Below are 17,925 nucleotides of genomic sequence, written 5' to 3'. Positions count from 1 at the left end.
ATCTGCGGGCACTGGCTGAGTTTCTCGGCCCCTCCATGACATCATCACGTGGGACAACAGGTACTCCGATGAGCAAGACCTCTCTCGAAAAGAGCAAGATCAAGTTCCTTCTTCTCGAAGGCGTGCACCAGAACGCCGTCGACACACTGAAGGCCGCCGGTTACACCAACATCGAGTACCTCAAGACCGCCCTCTCGGGTGAGGAGCTGAAGGCGAAAATCGCCGACGCGCACTTCATCGGCATCCGCTCACGCACGCAACTGACCGCAGACGTTTTCGATTGCGCGAAGAAACTGGTCGCCGTCGGCTGCTTCTGCATCGGCACCAACCAGGTCGATCTGGACGCTGCCCGCGAGCGCGGCATCGCCGTGTTCAACGCCCCCTATTCCAACACCCGCTCGGTGGCCGAACTGGTGCTGGCCGAAGCCATCCTGCTGCTGCGCGGCATCCCCGAGAAGAACGCCTCCTGCCACCGTGGTGGCTGGATCAAGTCGGCGGCCAACTCCTTCGAGATCCGTGGCAAGAAACTCGGCATCGTCGGCTACGGCTCCATCGGCACCCAACTCTCGGTACTGGCCGAAGCACTGGGCATGCAGGTGTTCTTCTACGACACCGTGACCAAGCTGCCGCTGGGTAACGCCACGCAAATCGGCAGCCTGCACGAGTTGCTGGGCATGGCCGACATCGTCTCGCTGCACGTACCGGAGCTGCCGTCCACCCAGTGGATGATCGGTGAGAAGGAAATCCGCGCCATGAAGCAGGGCGCCATCCTGATCAACGCTGCTCGCGGCACCGTGGTCGAACTGGATCACCTGGCCCAGGCGATCAAGGACGAGCACCTGATCGGCGCCGCCATCGACGTGTTCCCGGTCGAACCCAAGTCCAACGACGATATCTTCGAAAGCCCGCTGCGCGGCCTGGATCGCGTGATCCTGACCCCGCACATCGGTGGTTCCACCGCCGAAGCCCAGGCCAACATCGGCCTGGAAGTGGCCGAGAAGCTGGTCAAGTACAGCGACAACGGCACCTCGGTGTCCTCGGTCAACTTCCCCGAAGTGGCCCTGCCAGCCCATGCTGGCAAGCACCGTCTGCTGCACATCCACGAGAACGTGCCGGGCGTGATGAGCGAGATCAACAAGGTGTTCGCCGACAACGGCATCAACATCTCCGGCCAGTTCCTGCAGACCAACGACAAGGTCGGCTACGTGGTGATCGACGTCGACGCCGAGTACTCGGATCTGGCGCTGGAGAAACTGCAGCAGGTCAACGGCACCATCCGTAGCCGCGTGCTGTTCTAAGCACCAAGCGGATATGCAAAGGGCGACCCTCGGGTCGCCCTTTTTCGTCTGGATGGGTGTGAATCCGCGCTACAGGATCACTTCACCGTCACGCTGATCTTCTCCGACATCACCGGCGGATCCAGCGGCACGTGGTTCTTGTCGCCCACCAGCAACTGCAAGGTGTGCTTGCCCGGTGGCAGGGTCAGCTCGGTTTCGGTCTGGCCCTTGCCGAAGTGGCGGATGGCGTCGGTCATCGGCAAAGGCGCATTCATCGCGGGCGGCGAATCGACGTCGATCAGCAGGTGATGGTGCCCGGTAGCCGGCGCATCGACCCCCGCCGGCGCCACCCCCATACCTTTGAGGCCGAACTTGACGGTGAATGTTTGACCGACCGTCGCGCCATCGGCAGGCTCGATGAAGTACACCTTGGCCCCTTCCGGCGCGGGCGTGCGCGGCATATCGGCCCAGGCAGTGGCGCTGGCACCGAGCAACAAGGCAACAGCAAGGGAAAAGGTATTGAGCATTCGGTTCATCAACGCATCCTCACTCAAGGCAGAGTGCGGTGGACTCTAGACGGCGCCAGGCGTTCCCATTTCGCGCTCCAGCACTTGCAGAGCATGCTGTGCTTCGTCGAGTTGCTGCTCGTTGAACACCTTGACGCCTGCACGGCGCAACAATGCCGCAGTCACGCCCTCGCCCGCGACACGCACACCGCTGAAGCTACCGTCGTAGTTTTCCAGATTGCCGCAGGACGGGCTGCGCGCCTTGAGCAGCGCCAAACGGATACCGTGCGCCTGCACCAGCGCCAGTGCTCGCTCGGCACCGTCGAGAAAGGCCGCAGTGACGTCGTTGCCCTCAACGGTCAACACCGGCAGCCGACCATCCAACACCTGCGCACCCTGCCCACCGGCAATTTCGGCAGGCGGACGAGGCGTCGGCAGACCACCGGCCACTTCGGGGCATAAGGCAATCACCCGTCCCTCGTGCAACCACTGCTGCAGCAGGTCATAAGGGCCATGGGCGCCACCGTCGTAGCGCACGCGATCACCCAGCAGACAGCGGCTGACAAGAATCTTCTGCATGGCTCAGAGCGGGCTATCGCCGCGACGGCGGAACCAACCGGTCAGCGACAAGCGCTCACGCGTGGCGGCCAACACTTCATGAGGCACCTCGGCGGACATGAACAGTGCCAACGTGCCCGCCTGCGGCAGCACGTCATGCTCACCACCATCGGGCAAGTACATGCGCAGCGCTCCACCTTGCTCGGGCAGCCAATCCTCGTTGAGGTAGATCACAGCCGACACGGTGCGTCGGTCGTCATCGCGGAAACGGTCGAAATGCCGCTGGTAAAAAGCCCCCGGCGCATAGCAGGCGAAATGGCACTCGAAGTCTTCCAGCCCCAGATAGAAGGACTGGTTGAGCGCCTGGCGCAGCTCATCCATCAGCACCAGATAGCGGTCGCAAGCCTCGCTCTGACCGGGCTCAACCCACTGAATACGGTCACCGCGAATGCCTTCCTGCACCTGCTGAGCCTCGCCCCGGCCGACAGCCGCAGCATAAAGGTCGCCGTTTTGCACACGGCGGTGGCACTCGGCGGCCAGTTCGCGGGTCAGACCCTGAGGGGCGAACAGCTCCTGCTGCGACCACCCTTGGCTGGCAAGGTCGTCGATGAGGGCTGCGAAAGATACGGGAAAGTCGGTCATGTCGGCGATTCTATCAGCGCCCAGCGAACTGCTCGACAAGCCATTGCCAGCCACCGAAAATAGCCAGCCGCCAGCTCTCGTCATGAGCAATGGTCAGGCGGTTTGCCAAGGAGTTTGCGATGCGTGTTCTGTTTGCCCTGTTGCTCTGTATGGCCCTGCCGGCCATGGCCGACGAGCACCTTCGCCTGTATCAGGCTGCGGGCTGGCCACAGCAGCGCGAACACTTCAATCAGGCGCTCGACGCCGCTCAGTTGCGCTATCGCAGCACGCTACCGCCTGCCGTCTACCAGGCGCTGGTGGACAACAGCAATCAGCGCTTCGCCGCCGCCGCTATCGACCGCCGCGCCCAGCACAATTTGCGCATGGAGCTGGCCAATCCGCAGCCAGCGCTGGCCTTCTTTCAGTCCGCCTTGGGGCGCAAAATCGTCGCCGCCGAGGTGCTGGCCACCCGCAGCGATCAGCTCGCACGCTACGCCAACGGCCTACCCCGTACCGAAGCCGATGCCACACGCCGCCTGCTGATTCGTCACCTAGCCCAGGCGCTGCCTGCCAAGCAAGCAGGCGCCGAGGTCAGTCTGGCCCTGGCTGGCGTGGCAGCCGACAGCCTCAGCCAGATGATTCCCGGTCTGCTCGGCGGCGGCCAGGCGCAAAGCCTGCTCAATGGCCAGCGCGAGCGCCTGATGGCACAGATCGAGCAGGATCTGGATAACACCCTGTTGCACGTTTACCGCGAGCTTTCCGACCCGGAGCTGGAGCAGTTCGTCGAGTTCGCCCAATCAGCCGATGGCCAGGCCTATTACAAGGCGGCCTTGTCATCGCTGCGCGCGGGCCTGGCTGTGGGCATGAGCAGCAGCGAGCTGGAGCCGCCGCCGCAGGGTATCTGAAGGCCCGAAGTCACTGGGCGGCACTCAGAAACGAGCACATTGAGAGCGAGCGCAGGTGCGCCAGCGAACAACCTGGCACCCGGCACTCATGCCCATCGCGGATAAATCCGCTCACTCAGCCCTACGCCAAACGCTCACTAAGAAAGTCGAAGTAGCGTCGACGCAGTGCTTCGTCCTCGTTAGCCAGATGATGCCGCGCCTCCGGCAGGCGCAGGATGCTTGGCTGACGAAACTTGTCCTGCAGCACCTCAAGGTTGTGCTGCCAGTCCACCGTCATGTCCTGCTCACCCTGCACGATCAGCGGGCTGTGCGCGCTACGTGTGGCCCTTTCTATACGCGGCACCCAGCGCTTCAGCGCGCCGACCCAGGCGGTCGGCAGACTGCGCGGCTGCAGCGGGTCGAGGTTGTGGACGAAATGGATAAAGGCGGCATCACTGGAGTTCTCGCTGAAACGACGCGGGATCTCACGCACGAAAGGGCTGAGCATGCAGTAACTGAACTTCGACCAGGCCCACGAACGCGGGCGCACCAGCGGTGCCAGCAGAATGCTCTGGCCAAGCTCCGGGCGCGCCCCATCGCTCAGCAGATAATCCAGCAGGATTGCCCCGCCGGTGCTCTGCCCACACAGGTGCCAGGGCTGCGGCAGTTCTAGCTCGGCGGCCTGTTCGAACAGAGCAAGCAGCACCTGCTGATACTCGGCGAAGTCACCGATGCTGGCTCGCGGCCCACTGGACAGCCCGTGCCCCGGTAGGTCGCAGGCCAGCACGGCGAAGTTCAAACCCAGCGCCCAGTCGATCACATGTCGATACAGCCCCATGTGGTCGTAGTAGCCGTGCATCAGCAGCAAGGTGCCGCGCGGCTCGGCTGGCGCCCAGATTTGTACGGCGAGCTGATATCCGGCAGCGCTGAAACTACCCAAACGGCAGTCCAGGCCAGCGTGGCGCGTCGCCAGGTCGAGCCCATAGAAGCTGCGGTAGGCCTGCACGGCGGGTAGATCGAGACGGGCTGCGGCCAAGGGTCGCAGCAGTGGGCGCAGTTGCTCGGGCTGGAAGGGCTCTGACATGGACTTTCCGACGTGGACTACAGGAAACGACGAGGATTAACGAAGCGCCGATATTCTGCTGCCAGGCGCGGCATGGCAAGCTAATCACCCATTCGCCAAGCCTGCCCCCATGCCACGCCCATCACGCACCACCTGGATCGCCCTACTGCTGACCGCCCTCTGCGCGGTGGCTTTATTCGTGGCCTATCGCTGGTTCGAAGCCCGCTACCTACGCACCTTCGACGAGCGCGCCGCCGTGTTCTCCGGCGTGGAACTGCGCCTGCCCGATGAGCTGGCCGGGCCGGGGCCGATCCGTCTGGTGCATTTCTGGGATCCGGCCTGCCCGTGCAATGTCGGCAATCAACAGCACCTCGCCGAACTGATCGCCGCTTACTCGCCCATGGGCGTGGCCTTCTATGCCGTGCAACGCTCGGGCAGCAAAGGCAGCCTGTCGGCTGAGCTCGGTGCGTTGCAAACCCTCGAAACGCTCCCTGGCAGCGACTCCATACCCGCCAGCCCAGCCGTGGCGATCTGGGATCGGCAAGGTCACCTCGCCTACTTCGGCCCGTACAGCGAAGGGTTGGTGTGCAACTCGAGCAACAGTTTCATCGAGCCGATCCTCGAAGCCCTGGCCGCAGAGCGCCGCGTGAATGCCAGCAATACCCTGGCCGTCGGCTGTTTCTGCGACTGGCAACGCCAGGATTAACCCCGCCCACGCGGCGTACCGCCTTGCCAACGTCGAAACGCACGGTAGAAGGGCGACAGCTCAGCGAAGCCGCAGGCACGGGCCACTTCGCGCACTGCCTTGCCCTGCTCCAGCAGGCGCAGCGCCTTGAGCCGACGCACCTCATCATGCAAGGCGCGAAAGCTGCTGCCCTGCTCGCTCAGCGCACGTTGCAACGCCGAGTAGGACAGCCCAAGCGCTGCTGCACAGTGGCGCAAATCACAACTCACCAGACCAAGATTGAGCTCCAGCCAGTAGCGCACACGCACCAGTAACTGGTTCTCCACCAGCTCGTCCAGTTGCCGCTGCGCTTCCTCGCCCAACACCTCGAACAAGCGCGCATTGGCACTGCGCAATGGCCTGGACAACGCTGCACGCGGCAAGATCAGTGCATCGTGCGTCTGGCCGAAAGACGGCGTGACACCCAGCAGCCGGCGATGCTCATGCAAATGGCGTGGCGCCGGGTGGCGAAACTCGACCCCCCACAAGGGCAGCGCAACCGGACAAGCCGCCGCCAGCATCTTGTACAGCAGCAAGGCAAGGCACTCCATCTGCTGGCGCAATGAACCGAACCCCCGGTAGTTCAGATCGATTACCAAGCGCACCTGGTCGTCGCCCTCCTCCAATCGCGCGACGAAGCCGCCGGAGAGGATGTGCTGATAGCGCACGAAGGCCTGCAACCCCTGGCGCAAGTCACGGGCCGCCAGCAGCAGGTAGCCGACCACATCCATAGGCCTGGGCTGCATGGCTTCGGCCAGGTGCAAACCGATGTCGGCATCGCCACTGATATCGGCGATGGCCTGCCAGAACCGTGGAGCGTTGTCGTGATCCTCGCGCGCATCGAGCAGCGGCGAAGCCAGGGGGACACCAGCATAGGCCCGCCGGTAGCTGTCGGTAGGGTCAAGACTCAACGCCGCCAGGGCTTCGTAGAGCAGGCGACGCAAGGTCGCGGAGTGCGTCAGAGCGACGAATGCGGAGCGTTCGGCATCAGGCATGACAAGTTCCAGGGCAGAATTGACCATAGACTTTCAATACTGCAGCCCTTGGTCAATGCCAGCGCCCGGGTAACTGCGCAGAATGCCGACCTGCTGCCACTCATAAGAACAAGGATTGACGCTCGATGAAACGCACCCTGACCACCCTCGCCCTGATCGCTGCCGCGACCGCCGCAGGCGCAGGCTGGTATCTGCACGGCAAGCAACCGCAACGCGACGGCGAGCTGACTCTGGCGGGCCTGCAGGCACCGGTAACGGTGCGCTACGACGAGCGTGGCGTGCCGCACCTCAAAGCCCAGAATCAGGATGATCTCTACCGCGCCCTGGGTTTCGTCCATGCGCAGGATCGGCTGTTCCAGATGGAACTGCTGCGGCGCCTGGCTCGCGGCGAGTTGGCCCAGGTGCTGGGCGAGAAGCTGCTGCCCACCGACCGCCTGTTCCGCACCCTGGAAATTGGCCGCCACGCCGACGCACGCGCCGCACAACTGGATGCCAGCAGCCCCTCCGTACGCGCACTGCAAAGCTATCTGGACGGCATCAATCAGTACCAGGCCAGTCGACCACTGCCGATGGAGTTCGATCTGCTGGGCATCAAGCCGCGCCCCTTCACCGTCGCCGACACCCTCAGCGTGGCCGGCTACATGGCCTACAGCTTCGCGGCCGCACTGCGCACCGAGCCCTTGATGACTCATGTGCGTGATGCCCTCGGCGCTGATTACCTCAAACTCTTCGACCTCAACTGGCACCCCGAAGGCGTACTCGCAGACACAGCTTTAAGCAGCGGCGACTGGCAGGATCTCGCCGCCCTCGCTCAGCTCAGTGACGCAGCGCTGGCCGATAACGGCCTGCCACAGTTCGAAGGCAGTAATGCCTGGGCCGTCTCCGGCAGCCGCACCGCCAGCGGCAAACCGCTATTGGCGGGCGATCCACATATCCGTTTCTCACTGCCAGCGGTTTGGTACGAAGCCCACCTGCAAGCGCCCGGCTACGAGCTGTACGGCTACCACCACGCGCTGATCCCCAGTGCCATGCTCGGTCACAACCGTGACTTCGCCTGGAGCCTGACCATGTTCCAGAACGATGACCTCGACCTGATCGCCGAGCGCGTCAACCCGGATAACCCCAACCAGATCTGGTACCAGGGCCGCTGGGTCGATCTTGAGCAGCGCACGGAAAGCATCCAGGTCAAAGGCGCTGCAGCGGTCACCATCACCCTGCGCCGCTCGCCACACGGCCCGATCATCAACGATGCCCTGGGGCAGAACAGCGGCACGACGCCGATCGCCATGTGGTGGGCCTTCCTGGAAACCGACAACCCGATCCTCGATGCTTTCTACCAACTCAACCGCGCCGACACATTGGACAAAGCCCGCGCCGCCGCAGCGAAGATCGAGGCACCCGGCCTCAACGTGGTCTGGGCCAACGCCGCTGGCGATATCGGTTGGTGGGCATCGGCCAAGCTGCCGCTACGCCCGGCTGGGGTCAACCCCACCTTCATCCTCGATGGCACCAGCAGCGAAGCGGAAAAACTCGGCTATCGCCCCTTCACCGATAACCCGCAGGAAGAAAACCCGGCACGCGGCTACATCGTCTCGGCCAACTACCAACCGGTGCCAGCCAGCGGTATCGAAATTCCTGGCTACTACAATCTGCCGGATCGCGGTCGGCGCCTGAACCAACGCCTGAGCGACGCCACGGTGAAATGGGATCAACACAATAGCCAGGCCCTGCAACTGGATACCGGCACCGACTATCCCAAGCGCGTGTTGGCGCCGATCCTCGGAGAACTGCGCGAGGCTGCTCAAGGCGCACAGGAACAGGCGCTGGTGCAGAGCCTAGCCGACTGGAATGGCGAGCATCCGCTGGATTCGGTAGCCGCCACCGTCTTCAACCAGTTGCTCTACCAATTGGCGCACGAGGCCATGGCCGACGAACTGGGCGATGCCTTCTTCGACAGCTTGCTGCAAAGCCGCGTACTCGATGTTGCATTGCCACGCCTGACCGCCGACGCGCAATCGCCCTGGTGGCAGCGCAAAGGCAGCAGCACTACGCAGACTCGCGCGCAAATCGTTGCCGACGCCTGGCGTGCCAGCCTGACGCACCTCACCGAGCAACTCGGCGCGGATCCACAGACCTGGCAATGGGGGCGCGCGCACACCCTGACCCACTCCCATCCACTGGGCATCCAGCAACCTTTGGCCTGGCTGCTCAATGTCGGTCCCTTCGCTGCGCCAGGCAGCCACGAGGTGCCGGACAACCTCTCGCACAAGATCGGCCCGGCACCCTGGCAGGTAATCTACGGCCCTTCGACGCGCCGCCTGATCGACCTGGCCGATGCCAGTACGGCACTCGGCAGCAACCCCGTCGGCCAGAGCGGCGTTCCCTTCGACGCACACTACGCCGACCAGGCAGCAGGCCATGTGCTGGGGGTCTACAGGCCGCAACACCTGAGCGAAGCAGATATCGCCGCCAGCACCCAAGGCGCCCTGCGCTTGCTGCCCCACTGAAGCCCGCTGAGCAGCATGGTGCACCCAAGGTGCATCACGCTGCTCTCTGGTGCACGCAATGCCCCACGCGCCAGTCAGTACGTCCCCAATAGCCCGCGAAACAAGGCCTTGAGGCTCAATCAGAAAAGTTGGCATACGACCTGCATTAACCAAAGTAACTCCAGTTTCGGGGGCCTTGGTACAGGCAGGCCGGGGAATCCCCTTCTTTATTCGATGTAACACGTGCCGCAGCACGCTCGACGAGCGCGGCGCATCTGTTTCGGGGATCTTGGTACAGGCAGGCCGGGAATCCCTTCTTTATTCGGCGCAACACCGCGTCATATGCACCGCAGCACGCTCGACGAGCGCAGTGCATCTGTTTCGGGGATCTTGGTACAGGCAGGCCGGGAATCCCTTCTTTATTCGGCGCAACACCGCGTCATATGCACCGCAGCACGCTCGACGAGCGCAGTGCATCTGTTTCGGGGATCTTGGTACAGGCAGGCTGGGAATCCCTTCTTTATTCGGCGCAACACATGCGTCGCAGCACGCTTGATGAGTGCAGTGCATCTGTTTCGGGGACCTTGGTACAGGCAGGCCGGGGACTCCCCTCTTTATTCAGGACGCAACGCCAGTTGCACACGCCAACGCCCATCCACCTCGCTACCGCGCCAGTCCCCATGCAGCGCGCGAGGCGACACCAGCACCAGCAGCAGATCCCGCCCGTCACGCTCAATGCGCCAGTTCACCAATCCCAGCGACAACTCCAGGCGCCCATCGCGCACACGGCCATAGGCATCCTCGAAGCGGTAACGCAACGCGCCATCAAAGGGCTCGGCGAGGGCCTGCGGCTCACGGTTGAACCATAACTGCAACCCTTGCTCCCAGGAATGAGCATCTTCGATGCGCAAGCGCGGAGGATCGAACACTCGCCCGATCATCATGCCGACGAGAAAGGCAATAAGCATCACAGCCGCCATGAAACGCCAGCGCAAACGCGGTCGTGGATCCTCCGGCGGAGTAGAATGGCGCTCGTCCCAGTGCTCGGAGTGCTGCATGTTCCACGTCATCCTCTTTCAACCAGAAATCCCACCCAATACCGGCAACATTATCAGGCTGTGCGCCAACAGCGGCTGCCAGTTGCACCTGATCGAGCCTCTGGGGTTCGAGTTGGACGACAAACGACTGCGTCGGGCCGGGCTGGATTATCACGAATACGCCACGCTCAAGCGTCATAGCGACCTGCAAAGCTGCCTCGACAGCCTGGGTCAGCCACGCCTGTTCGCCTTCACCACCAAGGGCTCGCAGCCATTCCACGAGGTTGCTTACCAGCCTGGCGATGCTTTCCTGTTCGGCCCGGAGAGTCGTGGTCTGCCGGAGGAGGTGCGTAACGCCCTACCGCCGGAGCAGCGCGTGCGCCTGCCGATGCGCGCCGGTTGCCGCAGCCTGAACCTGTCCAACACAGTGGCGGTGACCGTTTACGAGGCCTGGCGGCAGAACGGGTTCGCCGACGCGGATTGAGGCGGTAGGTGGACTGGTACGGCTCTCCGCGGAGCTTCAGGGAAGGCAGCTCTGACACCGGGTTGGCTAGTTTGTGTGAGCGTGCTTTGGTTTTTGGTGTAAAGCTGTTTATCGCGCTCTGCTGATGGTTCCCGTTTCGCCTCCCGGCGACCTTCTTTTGTCAAACGCCACAAAAGAAGGCAAAAGGTCTTGGCCCTGCCATCCGGCCCCGGCTGCGCCGGGGTTCGTTCGCTACATCGTTACTCCGAGGGTCGGCTTACAAGGGCCGTCCCTGGCCCTTTAAGCCTCTCGCGGCATCCATGCCGCTCGCCCCTCTGCGCAACGATTCCACTCACCCTCCTGAAAGGGCCATACGCGCGCCTGAAACTATTGGTTTAACTCCGAAGCCATGGCGGTTGCTCTTGCTACTGCTAGACCATTCCGAACAATCTCTGGGTTACCTCGCGTTCAGGCGCGCGCAGAGCCCGCCCAGGAGGGCGAACGGAATCGTCGTGGAAGAGGTCGAGCGACATGGATGTCGCGAGAGCCGCGATGGGCCAGGGATGGCTCTTCGCGGCGGGCCTCTGGAACGGCGATGGAGTGAGCGAACCCTGGCTACGCCAGGGCCGGATGAACGGGCGGAGGGTTTTGGTTACTTTTGCCCGCAAAAGTCACTCGCCCGGGAGGGCGAAACCAAAGACATCAGCAAAAACGCGGCAAATCGGAACAGACACAAGAACAACCAGCAAGCCAACACAAACGCACCAATCCGGCATGCCCCCCACAAAACGCAAAAAGCGCCCCTAAGGGCGCTTTTCATACAACCGAGCCGCGCTTAGTGAGCGGTGGCTTCGCCAGCCTGCTGCATACGCTGCAGTTCCTGGGCGTACAGCGCATCGAAGTTCACCGGCGACAGCATCAGGGCTGGGAACGAGCCACGGGTCACCAGGCTGTCCAGCGCTTCACGCGCGTACGGGAACAGGATGTTCGGGCAGAACGCACCCAGGGTGTGGCTCATGGAGGCGGCGTCCAGGCCCTTGATCAGGAAGATACCGGCCTGCTGCACTTCGGCGATAAAGGCGACTTCTTCACCGTTTTTCACGGTCACCGACAGGGTCAGCACGACTTCGTGGAAGTCACCTTCCAGCGCCTTCTGGCGGGTGTTCAGATCCAGGCCGACGCTCGGCGTCCACTCCTGACGGAAGATTTCCGGGCTCTTCGGCGCTTCGAAGGACAGGTCCTTGACGTAGATGCGCTGCAGGGAAAATTGCGGGTTCAGCTCTTCAGCGGCGCCGCTGTTGGCTTGCTCGGTCATGGCTCGTGCCTTCCTTAAAGTGGTGGTTTCAAGCAGTGCCCTGCAGCAACGCATCGAGTTTACCGGCGCGCTCCAGGGCGTAAAGGTCGTCGCAGCCCCCAACATGGGTGCTGTCGATCCAGATTTGCGGCACAGAGGTTCGCCCAGCCTTGCGGGTCATCTCCGCGCGCAGGGCGGGTTGGCCATCAACATTGATCTCTTCGAATGCCACCCCTTTGCGGCTCAGCAACTGCTTCGCACGCGTGCAAAAGGGGCACCAGTCACTGGAGTAGATGACCACACTGGCCATATCACTTCACCAACGGCAGGTTGTCAGCACGCCAGGTGGCGATACCGCCGGCGAGCTTGGCAGCGGTGTAACCGGCCTTGCTCAGCTCTCGCACGATGCTGCCGGCATGTTGACCCATGGCATCGACTACCACGATGGTCTTGGCCTTGTGCTTTTCCAGTTCGGCGAGGCGTGCGGCTACTTTCTCATAAGGAATGTGCAGCGAGTCGACGATATGCCCCGTGGAGAAATCCTTCTTCGAACGTACATCGAGCACCACACCCTTGTCGCCGTTGACCAATGCGGTCAACTCGCGGCTGGACAGGCTCTGCCCGCCCTTGCGCAATTCAGTGACGATCAGCAGTACCAGCAGGACTACGAACAATCCACTCAGAACATAGTGATTAGTGACGAACTCAATCAGGTTGGCGAACATCTATATGGCCCAGGACGGTAAAATGTCGGCCAGTATACACAGCCCCACAGGTCGGCCAAACCCCGTCTGGCAGTGACGCGCCAGGCACTTCCCCCTAAAATGCAGGGCGATTCCAGCCCCTTCAGACGTAAAGCGAGCCAGCTTAATGAGCGCCACGCCCAAACCCTTGGTTCTGATCATCCTCGACGGCTTCGGTCACAGCGACAAACCCGAGTACAACGCCATCTACGCCGCCAACACGCCGATTTACGATCACCTGCGCGCCACCTACCCGCATGGCCTGATCTCGGGCAGCGGTATGGACGTCGGCCTGCCAGACGGGCAGATGGGCAACTCCGAAGTCGGCCACATGAACCTCGGTGCAGGGCGCGTGGTGTATCAGGACTTCACCCGCGTGACCAAGGCGATCCGCGACGGCGAGTTCTTCGACAACGCCACAATCAACCAGGCCGTGGACAAGGCCGTGAGCGCCGGCAAGGCCGTGCATATCCTCGGTCTGCTTTCCGATGGCGGCGTGCACAGCCACCAGGATCACATCGTCGCCATGGCCGAACTGGCTGCCAAGCGCGGCGCCGAGAATATCTACCTGCACGCCTTCCTCGACGGCCGCGACACCCCGCCGAAGAGCGCGCAGCCTTCCATCGAACTGCTCGACGCCACCTTCGCCCGCCTCGGCAAGGGCCGCATCGCCAGCCTCACCGGCCGCTACTTCGCCATGGATCGCGACAACCGCTGGGATCGCGTCGAGCAGGCTTACCACCTGATCGTCGACGGCGCAGGCCAGTTCAACGCCGCCAGCGCGGTCGAAGGCCTGCAGGCCGCCTACGAACGCGGCGAGAGCGATGAATTCGTCAAGGCCACCACCATCGGCGAGCCAGTGCAGGTCGAGGACGGCGACGCCGTGGTGTTCATGAACTTCCGCGCCGACCGCGCCCGTGAGCTGACCCGTACCTTCGTCGAGCCCGACTTCAAGGAGTTCGAGCGCAAACGCGCGCCGCAGGTTGGCTTCGTCATGCTCACCCAGTACTCGGCAAGCATCAAAGCGCCAAGCGCCTTCGCCCCGGAAGCACTGACCAACGTGCTCGGTGAATACCTGGCGAAGAACGGCAAGACCCAACTGCGCATCGCCGAGACCGAAAAGTACGCCCACGTCACCTTCTTCTTCTCCGGCGGCCGTGAAGAGCCGTTCGAAGGTGAAGAACGCATCCTGATTCCGTCGCCGAACGTCGCCACCTACGACCTCCAGCCGGAAATGAGCGCGCCGGAAGTCACCGACAAGATCGTCGATGCCATCGAAAATCAGCGCTATGACGTGATCATCGTCAACTACGCCAATGGCGACATGGTCGGCCACACCGGCGTGTTCGAGGCGGCGGTCAAGGCCGTGGAAACCCTCGACGCCTGCGTCGGCCGTATCACCGAGGCACTGGCAAAGGTCGGTGGCGAAGCGCTGATTACCGCCGACCACGGCAACGTCGAGCAGATGGAAGACGAGTGCACCGGCCAGGCGCACACCGCCCACACCTGCGAGCCAGTGCCGTTCATCTACGTCGGCAAGCGCCCGGCGCGCATTCGCGCAGGCGGCGTACTCGCCGACGTGGCACCAACCCTGCTCAACCTGATGGGCCTGCCACAGCCAAACGAGATGACCGGCAAAACCATCGTCGAGTTGGAGTAGAGTCGCTTCAGGCCACGGGCATCGTAGCCCAGATGCAATCCGGGGAGTCCGCTCCCGGATTGCAGGGCTACAGGTCGCTTTCGCTCTTCTTGCAGCTTGTGGCTTGCAGCTTGCCGCTGCTTTTTTAGGCATACTAGGCGCCATTGCCGCCCCGTCTCAGGTGTCGCTCACTCCATGCGTCGTTTTCTCATCCTCGTCCTGCTCAGCAGTCTTATCGCGCCTGCCTTGGCAGACCAACGCACAGACACCCAACGTCAATTGGAATCGGCGCAGCAAGACGTTGCCGAACTGAAAAAGCTGCTGGAGAAACTGCAGCAGGAGAAATCCGGCGTTCAACAGCAGTTGAAGAAAACCGAAACCGATATGGGCGACCTGCAGAAGCAGGTCAACGAGCTGCAGCGCGAGCTCGACAGCAGCGAAGCCGAAATCCAGCGACTGGATCAGGAGAAAAAAAAACTCCAGAGCGCGCGCAATGAACAACAACGACTGATCGCCATTCAGGCTCGCGCCGCCTACCAGAGCGGTCGTCAGGAATACCTCAAGCTGCTGCTCAATCAGCAGAACCCGGAAAAGTTCTCGCGCACCCTCACCTACTACGACTATCTGAGCCATGCGCGCCTTGAGCAACTCACGGCGTTCAACGAAACCCTGCGTCAGTTGGCCAATGTCGAGCAGGAAATCACCAGCCACCAGACCCAACTGCAAGCGCAAAAGGCAGAGCTCGATCAGCGTCACTCGCAACTCGCAGAAGCGCGCAAGGAGCGCCAACAAGCATTGGCCAAGCTCAACAGCGAATACGCCAGCCGCGATCAGCGCCTCAAAGCCCGCGAGCAGGAACAAGCTGAACTACGCCGCGTACTCAAGACCATCGAGGAAACCCTCGCCCGCCAGGCGCGCGAAGCCGAAGAAGCCCGTGAGCGCGAACTGGCCGCCCGCGAGGCACAGCCCAGAGCGCGCAGCCAACGCCATAGCGATGGCCCGCTGGTCAGCCCTGGCGCCGTTTACGGCGGGCCTTTCGCCAGTGCGCGCGGTAAGCTGCCATGGCCAGTCACTGGCAGATTGGTGGCAAGCTACGGAACCCCGCGCGGTGATGACGCTCGTACTAAATGGGATGGCGTACTGATCGGTGCCCAAGCAGGCAGTCAGGTACGCGCCGTGCATGGTGGACGCGTTGTATTCGCTGACTGGTTGCGCGGGGCAGGCCTGTTGGTCATCCTCGACCATGGCAACGGTTACCTGAGCCTCTATGGACACAACCAAAGCCTGCTCAAGCGGGCAGGTGATGTCGTCAAGGCTGGGGAAGCCATTTCCACGGTCGGCACCAGCGGTGGTCAGGATACGCCTGCACTGTATTTCGCCATTCGCCAGAACGGTCGCCCGAGTGATCCGGCACAATGGTGCCGCGCGCAGGGATAATCAGGTCTCCAGCCTGGTGGCGCCTCATTCATTTAGGAGTTGTGTTCATGCCCCATCGCTTCCGCCCCACCTGCCTGGCTCTGGCTCTTGGCCTGCTACTCAGCACCCCCGCCCTGCAGGCCGCAGAGCCCGCACCCGCGCCGGCGGCGAGCAGCAAGGCGGCCCCGCTGCCACTGGATGAGCTGCGCACCTTCGCCGAGGTGATGGATCGCATCAAGGCCGCCTATGTCGAGCCGGTCAGCGACAAGGAACTGCTGGAAAATGCCATCAAGGGCATGCTCAGCAACCTCGACCCACACTCGGCCTACCTTGAGCCAGAAGCCTTCGCCGAGCTGCAGGAAAGTACCAGCGGCGAGTTTGGCGGCCTGGGCATCGAAGTGGGCATGGAGGACGGCTTCGTCAAGGTGGTCTCGCCCATCGACGACACTCCGGCGTCCAAGGCTGGCATCGAAGCCGGCGATCTGATCGTCAAGATCGACGGCCAGCCAACCAAGGGGCTGTCGATGATGGAAGCCGTGGACAAGATGCGCGGCAAGGCTGGCAGCAAGATCGAGCTGACCCTGGTGCGCGATGGCGGTCGCCCATTCGATATCACCCTGACCCGCGCCGTAATCAAGGTGCGCAGCGTCAAGAGCCAGTTGCTGGATGACGGCTACGGCTACCTGCGGATCTCGCAGTTCCAGGTCAACACCGGCGAGGAAGTCGGCAAGGCGCTGAGCAAGCTGCGCAAAGATAACGGCAACAAGAAGCTGCGCGGCCTGGTAATGGACTTGCGCAACAACCCCGGCGGCGTGCTGCAGGCCGCGGTGGAAGTGGCCGACCACTTCCTCAAGAGCGGCCTGATCGTCTACACCGAAGGCCGCCTGGCCAACTCCGAGCTGCGCTTCAACGCCGATCCTGCCGATGCCAGCGAAGGCGTGCCGCTGGTGGTGCTGATCAATGGCGGCAGTGCCTCGGCCTCGGAAATCGTCGCTGGCGCCCTGCAAGATCACAAACGCGCCGTACTGATGGGCACCGACAGCTTCGGTAAAGGCTCGGTACAAACCGTGCTGCCGCTGAACAACGACCGCGCACTAAAGCTGACCACCGCGCTGTACTTCACCCCAAGCGGCCGCTCGATCCAGGCCCAGGGCATCATCCCCGACATCGAGGTGACACGCGCCAAGGTCACCCGCGAGCAGGACGCCGAAGGCATCAAGGAAGCCGATCTGCAAGGCCATCTGGGCAACGGCAATGGCGGCGCCGACCGCCCGAGCAGAGGTCAGGCAGCCCGTGCAGAACGCCCGCAGGATGACGACTACCAACTGAGCCAGGCGCTAAACCTGCTCAAGGGTCTGAACGTCACACGCGGTGACTAAGGCAAGACCGTCGAGACAAAAAAAGCCCGGACAGCGATCCGGGCTTTTTCTTGAAGCGGTGCTTTACAGGTAGTTGTTGGTCGCTTCTTCGATATAGCCCTCGGCGCGCATGGCATCCAGGGCCTTCTGCAGGCGCTGCACCACTTCGTCCGGGGTGTCCTTGTTCAACGCCAGGTATTGATCCACCTCGCTGAATGTCAGCACGATATTGAGGCCAGTGACATCCTCCTGCTTAGCCAGATAACGCCCTACCGGGTCGTTGGTGGCCCACAAGTCGATCTGCCCGCGCACCAATTTGGTCACATTCTCCTGATCGCGCAGGGCATTGATCGGGACCAAGCCCTGGCCTTCCAGATGCTGGCTGACGGCATCGTTCTTGTAAGCCCCGATGCGGTACTTGGCAGCTTCCTTCAAGCTCGACACCTTGATATCGCTACCCGGTGCAGTGAGCAGCACCCAACGCGTCTTGGCAATGGGGCCGACCCACTTGAACAATGGTTTGCGCTCCTCGGTGTAGCTGGTGGAGAACAAACCATAGTTGGGCTTCTCCAGAGTCAGGCGGTACAGGCGATCCCATGGAAAGCGCAGAGTTAGGGTGTACTGGATGTCGGCACGTTTGAACATTTCACGCACGATGTCGGCACTAATGCCATCGATCGAATCGTCACGAGCGAAGTTCTTGTCGTCTACCGCCATATTGAAAGGCGGGAAATTTTCTGTCAGCAGGATCATCTTGTAATCCGGCGGCAGCTCTGCACGAGCCAGACCCGCTACGCAGAGCAAGGCGAGAAACAAGCTTTTCTTCAGCATTTTCATCATAGACGTACCGCTCGCATGATT

At 62.4% G+C, this 17,925-nt stretch carries 18 protein-coding genes; 8 read left to right on the top strand and 10 right to left on the bottom strand.

Annotated elements, in window-relative coordinates:
* Positions 1 to 68 precede the first annotated feature (68 nt).
* Positions 69 to 1,298, top strand: a complete 1,230-nt coding sequence (gene serA, locus AERO9A_RS04840; protein WP_159970798.1) for a phosphoglycerate dehydrogenase — start codon at positions 69 to 71, stop codon at positions 1,296 to 1,298.
* Between the two features lie 77 nt (positions 1,299 to 1,375).
* On the opposite strand, the gene AERO9A_RS04835 is transcribed toward serA, so the two are convergent.
* The 3 genes from AERO9A_RS04835 to AERO9A_RS04825 are packed head-to-tail and all read right to left on the bottom strand — an operon-like array spanning position 1,376 to position 2,983.
* Entirely contained in the window at positions 1,376 to 1,804 is a 429-nt protein-coding gene (locus tag AERO9A_RS04835) for a DUF4399 domain-containing protein (RefSeq protein ID WP_256665893.1), read from the bottom strand.
* 45 nt (positions 1,805 to 1,849) lie between these two features.
* Positions 1,850 to 2,362, bottom strand: a complete 513-nt coding sequence (locus AERO9A_RS04830) for a DUF523 domain-containing protein (protein ID WP_159970796.1) — start codon at positions 2,360 to 2,362, stop codon at positions 1,850 to 1,852.
* Positions 2,363 to 2,365: 3 nt separating this feature from the next.
* Complete coding sequence (locus tag AERO9A_RS04825; protein WP_159970795.1) at positions 2,366 to 2,983, bottom strand: 2OG-Fe(II) oxygenase; 618 nt, start codon at positions 2,981 to 2,983, stop codon at positions 2,366 to 2,368.
* A 119-nt stretch (positions 2,984 to 3,102) separates the two neighbouring features.
* Between AERO9A_RS04825 and AERO9A_RS04820 the strand changes: the two genes are divergently transcribed.
* Positions 3,103 to 3,867: a hypothetical protein gene (locus AERO9A_RS04820; RefSeq protein WP_159970794.1), complete on the top strand. Its 765-nt coding sequence runs from the start codon at positions 3,103 to 3,105 to the stop codon at positions 3,865 to 3,867.
* Positions 3,868 to 3,988: 121 nt separating this feature from the next.
* Here the strand turns inward: AERO9A_RS04820 and AERO9A_RS04815 are convergent, their stop codons facing one another.
* Entirely contained in the window at positions 3,989 to 4,930 is a 942-nt protein-coding gene (locus tag AERO9A_RS04815) for an alpha/beta hydrolase (RefSeq protein WP_159970793.1), read from the bottom strand.
* 109 nt (positions 4,931 to 5,039) lie between these two features.
* Between AERO9A_RS04815 and AERO9A_RS04810 the strand changes: the two genes are divergently transcribed.
* A complete protein-coding gene (locus AERO9A_RS04810; protein ID WP_159970792.1) occupies positions 5,040 to 5,615 on the top strand; it encodes a DUF6436 domain-containing protein in 576 nt (191 codons plus the stop codon).
* On the opposite strand, the gene AERO9A_RS04805 is transcribed toward AERO9A_RS04810, so the two are convergent.
* Positions 5,612 to 6,628, bottom strand: coding sequence for an AraC family transcriptional regulator (locus tag AERO9A_RS04805; RefSeq protein ID WP_159970791.1), 1,017 nt, complete (start codon positions 6,626 to 6,628; stop codon positions 5,612 to 5,614). The two genes, AERO9A_RS04810 and AERO9A_RS04805, sit on opposite strands and share 4 nt — an antisense overlap.
* A gap of 125 nt (positions 6,629 to 6,753) precedes the next feature.
* Here AERO9A_RS04805 and AERO9A_RS04800 point away from each other — a divergent pair, with 125 nt between their 5' ends.
* On the top strand, positions 6,754 to 9,135 hold the full coding sequence (locus AERO9A_RS04800) for a penicillin acylase family protein (RefSeq protein ID WP_159970790.1): 2,382 nt from the start codon (positions 6,754 to 6,756) through the stop codon (positions 9,133 to 9,135).
* A gap of 593 nt (positions 9,136 to 9,728) precedes the next feature.
* Here the strand turns inward: AERO9A_RS04800 and AERO9A_RS04795 are convergent.
* Positions 9,729 to 10,172, bottom strand: coding sequence for a hypothetical protein (locus AERO9A_RS04795; protein ID WP_159970789.1), 444 nt, complete (start codon positions 10,170 to 10,172; stop codon positions 9,729 to 9,731).
* Between AERO9A_RS04795 and trmL the strand changes: the two genes are divergently transcribed.
* Positions 10,171 to 10,635, top strand: coding sequence for a tRNA (uridine(34)/cytosine(34)/5-carboxymethylaminomethyluridine(34)-2'-O)-methyltransferase TrmL (trmL, locus tag AERO9A_RS04790; RefSeq protein ID WP_159970788.1), 465 nt, complete (start codon positions 10,171 to 10,173; stop codon positions 10,633 to 10,635). The genes AERO9A_RS04795 and trmL overlap by 2 nt on opposite strands.
* Before the next feature lie 814 nt (positions 10,636 to 11,449).
* Here trmL and secB read toward each other — a convergent pair.
* Genes secB through AERO9A_RS04775 form a run of 3 tightly spaced genes read right to left on the bottom strand, consistent with a single transcriptional unit; the run spans position 11,450 to position 12,633 of the window.
* A complete protein-coding gene (gene secB / locus AERO9A_RS04785) occupies positions 11,450 to 11,929 on the bottom strand; it encodes a protein-export chaperone SecB (RefSeq protein WP_159970787.1) in 480 nt (159 codons plus the stop codon).
* 28 nt (positions 11,930 to 11,957) lie between these two features.
* Positions 11,958 to 12,218: a glutaredoxin 3 gene (grxC, locus tag AERO9A_RS04780; protein WP_159970786.1), complete on the bottom strand. Its 261-nt coding sequence runs from the start codon at positions 12,216 to 12,218 to the stop codon at positions 11,958 to 11,960.
* Between the two features lies 1 nt (position 12,219).
* Positions 12,220 to 12,633: a rhodanese-like domain-containing protein gene (locus AERO9A_RS04775; protein WP_159970785.1), complete on the bottom strand. Its 414-nt coding sequence runs from the start codon at positions 12,631 to 12,633 to the stop codon at positions 12,220 to 12,222.
* Positions 12,634 to 12,778: 145 nt separating this feature from the next.
* Between AERO9A_RS04775 and gpmI the strand changes: the two genes are divergently transcribed.
* From gpmI to AERO9A_RS04760, 3 genes are all read left to right on the top strand, one after another.
* The gene (gene gpmI, locus AERO9A_RS04770) at positions 12,779 to 14,311 is read left to right on the top strand and encodes a 2,3-bisphosphoglycerate-independent phosphoglycerate mutase (RefSeq protein WP_159970784.1); all 1,533 of its coding nucleotides are present in this window, start codon (positions 12,779 to 12,781) and stop codon (positions 14,309 to 14,311) included.
* 174 nt (positions 14,312 to 14,485) lie between these two features.
* Complete coding sequence (locus AERO9A_RS04765) at positions 14,486 to 15,727, top strand: murein hydrolase activator EnvC (RefSeq protein WP_159970783.1); 1,242 nt, start codon at positions 14,486 to 14,488, stop codon at positions 15,725 to 15,727.
* Positions 15,728 to 15,774: 47 nt separating this feature from the next.
* Positions 15,775 to 17,085: a S41 family peptidase gene (locus AERO9A_RS04760; RefSeq protein WP_159970782.1), complete on the top strand. Its 1,311-nt coding sequence runs from the start codon at positions 15,775 to 15,777 to the stop codon at positions 17,083 to 17,085.
* A 63-nt stretch (positions 17,086 to 17,148) separates the two neighbouring features.
* Here AERO9A_RS04760 and AERO9A_RS04755 read toward each other — a convergent pair whose 3' ends face one another.
* Entirely contained in the window at positions 17,149 to 17,904 is a 756-nt protein-coding gene (locus AERO9A_RS04755; protein ID WP_159970781.1) for an ABC transporter substrate-binding protein, read from the bottom strand.
* Positions 17,905 to 17,925 lie beyond the last annotated feature (21 nt).

Source organism: Pseudomonas sp. 8Z, from assembly GCF_902506535.1.
In the GTDB taxonomy this organism is placed as follows: Bacteria; Pseudomonadota; Gammaproteobacteria; order Pseudomonadales; family Pseudomonadaceae; genus Aquipseudomonas.
This window is presented reverse-complemented; position numbering and strand designations above follow the sequence as displayed.